We start from the raw sequence: 3,246 nt of genomic DNA, 5'->3' as shown, positions 1-3,246 counted from the left end.
TCCAACGCCGCCCGCGCGGCGCGCTCGAGCAGCCGCACCGTGTCGGCGTCGCCGGTCCAGCGTTCGTACTCGTCGAGCAGGATCACGTAGAGCGGCGTCGCGTCCGCGCTGCCGAAGTACGGCGCGTGCGGCTGCTCCTCGAACGCGACCGTTTCGCCGTACCGCAACTCGTGCGGGATCTTTCCCGGCTCCTCCTCCCGGAAGTCGTCGAGCACGGCGCCCTGGGTGAGCGCCAGCAGGCGGAGCGTCGTGGCGGCGAGGTCTGGCGCGAACGGCAGCGCCTGCAGGCTGGTGAAGACGCTGTCCCGGCCGAAGATGGCCATGAACCAGGGCAGCCCGGCGGCGGGCAGGGTCTGCCCGCCGCCCGTCAGGGGGGTGAAACGCAGGGCGGCGAGGTCGACCAGGCAGCGCCGGTACGTCTTCGTCAGCGCCGTGGAATCGCAGACCAGGCGGGGCGCCTCGGCCAGCCAACGGTCCAGTTCGCGGCGCATCTCCTTGGTCTCTCGACTAGTCCTGCCCTGGAGGCTCTCGCGGATGTCCCGCCCGTCGGGGCCCAGAGTGCGCACGTGCAGCTCGGTAGCCCACTGTCCGTGCGGGCCGATGCGGATGTCGTACGTCAGCCCGTCCTCGTCGACCCGCGCCGGCTCGCTGGTGGAGATGACCGTCTCCCGCCGGAACGTGTCGCGCTCGTACCCGAGGCACAGGCGCCCGCTTTCCACCCGTGTGTGATAACTTCCGCGCTTGGCCTGGACATCCTTGATCTCGAACAAGTCGGCAAAATCGCTCTCGATCTCGACCTGGATCCGCAGATCGATCGGCCGGCTCCGGTGGTTGATCACCGTCAGTCGCTCGGTGAAACTCCCGCCGATACAGCGTTCCCGGATGGCCGAGACCTGGGCGTCGGCGAGAGCGGGGGTGGCCGGGACGAGGAAGAAGCGCTTCTCGAAGTACTCGACATTGTCGATGGTGAGCGTGGTGAGCCGTTCCCCGTCGATGCGCAGAAGCCATTTCGACAGGAATCGCGTGTCGAAGGAGAACAATCCGGTCGGGACGGTGGGAGACGCGTCGATGTCGCCGTTCTCCTCACTGACCACGAAGGTGTTACCGTCCAGCAGTCTGACGAGGTCCTGCTTCATGTCCGCTGTCCCTGCTTGCGGGCGAAGGCCCGCGGATGGCGCGCGCCCGAGGGCCCCGGGATGATCCGCTGGATGAGCCGAGCCAGGCGCACGTCGCCCTCGGCCGAGAGTTCGTGACGCAACCACGCCGAGTAGACGTTGGTTTCGCCGGCGACGATCCGCTCGAAGAGTGCCCGGTCAACCCGAACGACGAGGTCCGCTTCGCGATCGTCTCGCGACACCCGGATGTCGCCGTTGCGGATCACGAGGAGCCAGTGGTCGATTCCGCGTTCGTGCTCAAGGTCGAAGCGTACGGCGGCGTTGGCCTCCTCGAGCAGGGGTTCATGGCCGCGGCGGCCGAGCCCGCCGAACAATTTTGCGGCGCGATCGGACATCAAGACTCCCTCGGCTCGACTCCCGACGGCGACAAGGTAGTCCGCCGAGGAGTGCTCCGGCATCACCCGCATCGGGTGAGAGCGGCTATCTCCTCGCTGGTCACCGAGGCGGCAACGGACCGGCCCGCCGCCGTTTCACCCGACACGGGTGATGCCACGAACCGGTGGGTGGAGCGATCCTGGCCATGGCGCTCGACCTTCTGGGAGGACTCTGATGTCGGATGTGACCAGAAAATTCTTCGCCGAACTCCCCCGTCAAGGACGCGTGCTCAAGAAGACCACCGGCACCATCCGCTTCGACCTGGACCACGATCACGGGACGGACCACTGGTTCATCAGCATCACGAACGGGGATATCCGGGTGACAAGGGAAGAGCGCAGCGCGGACATCGTGATCCGCACCGACAACGCCTCGTTCGACCGGATGGTGCTCGGCGAAATCAAACCGGAGCCGGCGTGGCTGCGGAACGAGCTCACGAGCGAAGGGCAATTCCGGTTCATCATCCTGCTGGAGCGGCTCTTCCCCGAGCCCCCGGGTGGGCACCATCCGCGAGCCTTCACCGGCGAACAGAGGCGGCGGACATGAAACCCGGCCTCGTCCGGATCCTGGACGGCAACATCTTCGTATTGAGCCAGGACAGCGGCGACATCGAGACGGCCCAAGGCGACCCGTCCGGATTCTTCACGCTCGACACGCGATGCCTGTCGCTGTGGCGGCTGAGCGTCAACGGTGAGCGATTGCACTCGCTGGCCCTGGACGATTCGCAGTACTTCGAGGTGCGTTTCTTCCTGGTGCCCGGCGCCCCCACCCACTACGTGGACGCCAAGGCCTCGGTCATCCGCGAGCGCACGGTGGCCGGCAGCTTCGAGGAGCGCCTGACCGTCTTCAACCATTCGAATGAACCAACGACATTCACCATTCGGGTCGAGGCGGACTCGGACTTCCTCCCGCTGTGGGCGGTAGCCGAGGGCGGAAGATATAAGCGGCTCGGCCGGATATACAAACGCGTCGCGGACGGGTGCCTGCGCCTCGGGTACGAGCGCGACACGTTCCGGCGGGAGACGGTCATCTCCACCAGCGAGCCAGCGCGGGTCGACGAGGACGGGCTGACGTACGACATCCGCATCGGACCACACGGGCAGTGGACCACCACCCTGCACGTCCGGGGCCTCGCGCTGCGCCCCGACGGCGAGGACGTCCGGGACCATCTGCACCCCGCCCCGCACCGGCGGAACAAACCGCAACTCGAGCAGGACCTCAAGCAGTGGCTCGCCGAGACGCCACAACTGTCGTGCGACTGGACGCCACTGGAGCAGACGTACCGGCGCAGCCTGGTCGATCTCGCCGCCCTACGGTTTTACACACTTGCGCTGCCGAGCGAGCCGATGCCGGCCGCCGGCCTGCCATGGGCAGCAACCGCCACCGGCCGCGACTCGATCCTTACCAGTCTGCAGGCGCTGCCAATCGTGCCGGACCAAGCCGTGGCCACCTTGCGCCTACTCGCCCTCGATCAGGCTGCCGTCCTCGACGACTTCCGCGACGAGGAGCCGGGAAAGATCATGCACGAGTTCCGGTACAGCGAGCTGTCCGCGTTCGAGGAGCAGCCTGACACGCCGTACTTCGGTAGCGCCGACGCGACGCCGCTCTTCGTGATCCTGCTCGACGAGTACGAACGCTGGTCGGGAAACGCGGACCTGGTGCACGAGTTCGAGGCCGAGGCGCGGGCGGCGTTGCG

The 3,246-nt window shown here is 67.1% G+C and carries 4 protein-coding genes; 2 read left to right on the top strand and 2 right to left on the bottom strand.

What is annotated here, in order from left to right:
• Both FXF52_RS40765 and FXF52_RS40760 read right to left on the bottom strand, forming a co-directional pair.
• Positions 1-1,136 (bottom strand): glycogen debranching N-terminal domain-containing protein (locus FXF52_RS40765; RefSeq protein ID WP_305069381.1); only part of this gene is annotated, 1,136 nt, incomplete at its 3' end.
• Positions 1,133-1,510, bottom strand: coding sequence for an SCP2 sterol-binding domain-containing protein (locus FXF52_RS40760; RefSeq protein WP_187414024.1), 378 nt, complete (start codon positions 1,508-1,510; stop codon positions 1,133-1,135). The genes FXF52_RS40760 and FXF52_RS40765, both read right to left, overlap by 4 nt.
• 214 nt (positions 1,511-1,724) lie before the next feature.
• Between FXF52_RS40760 and FXF52_RS40755 the strand changes: the two genes are divergently transcribed.
• Both FXF52_RS40755 and FXF52_RS40750 read left to right on the top strand, forming a co-directional pair.
• The gene (locus FXF52_RS40755; RefSeq protein ID WP_187414023.1) at positions 1,725-2,096 is read left to right on the top strand and encodes an SCP2 sterol-binding domain-containing protein; all 372 of its coding nucleotides are present in this window, start codon (positions 1,725-1,727) and stop codon (positions 2,094-2,096) included.
• The coding region (locus tag FXF52_RS40750; protein WP_305069380.1) for a glycogen debranching N-terminal domain-containing protein at positions 2,093-3,246 on the top strand (1,154 nt) is incomplete at its 3' end. The genes FXF52_RS40755 and FXF52_RS40750, both read left to right, overlap by 4 nt.

This window comes from Micromonospora sp. MP36 (assembly GCF_008119785.1).
Lineage (GTDB): Bacteria > Actinomycetota > Actinomycetes > Mycobacteriales > Micromonosporaceae > Micromonospora.
Note: the sequence above shows the minus strand (reverse complement) of the source record. Positions and strands in the feature narration are given on the sequence as shown.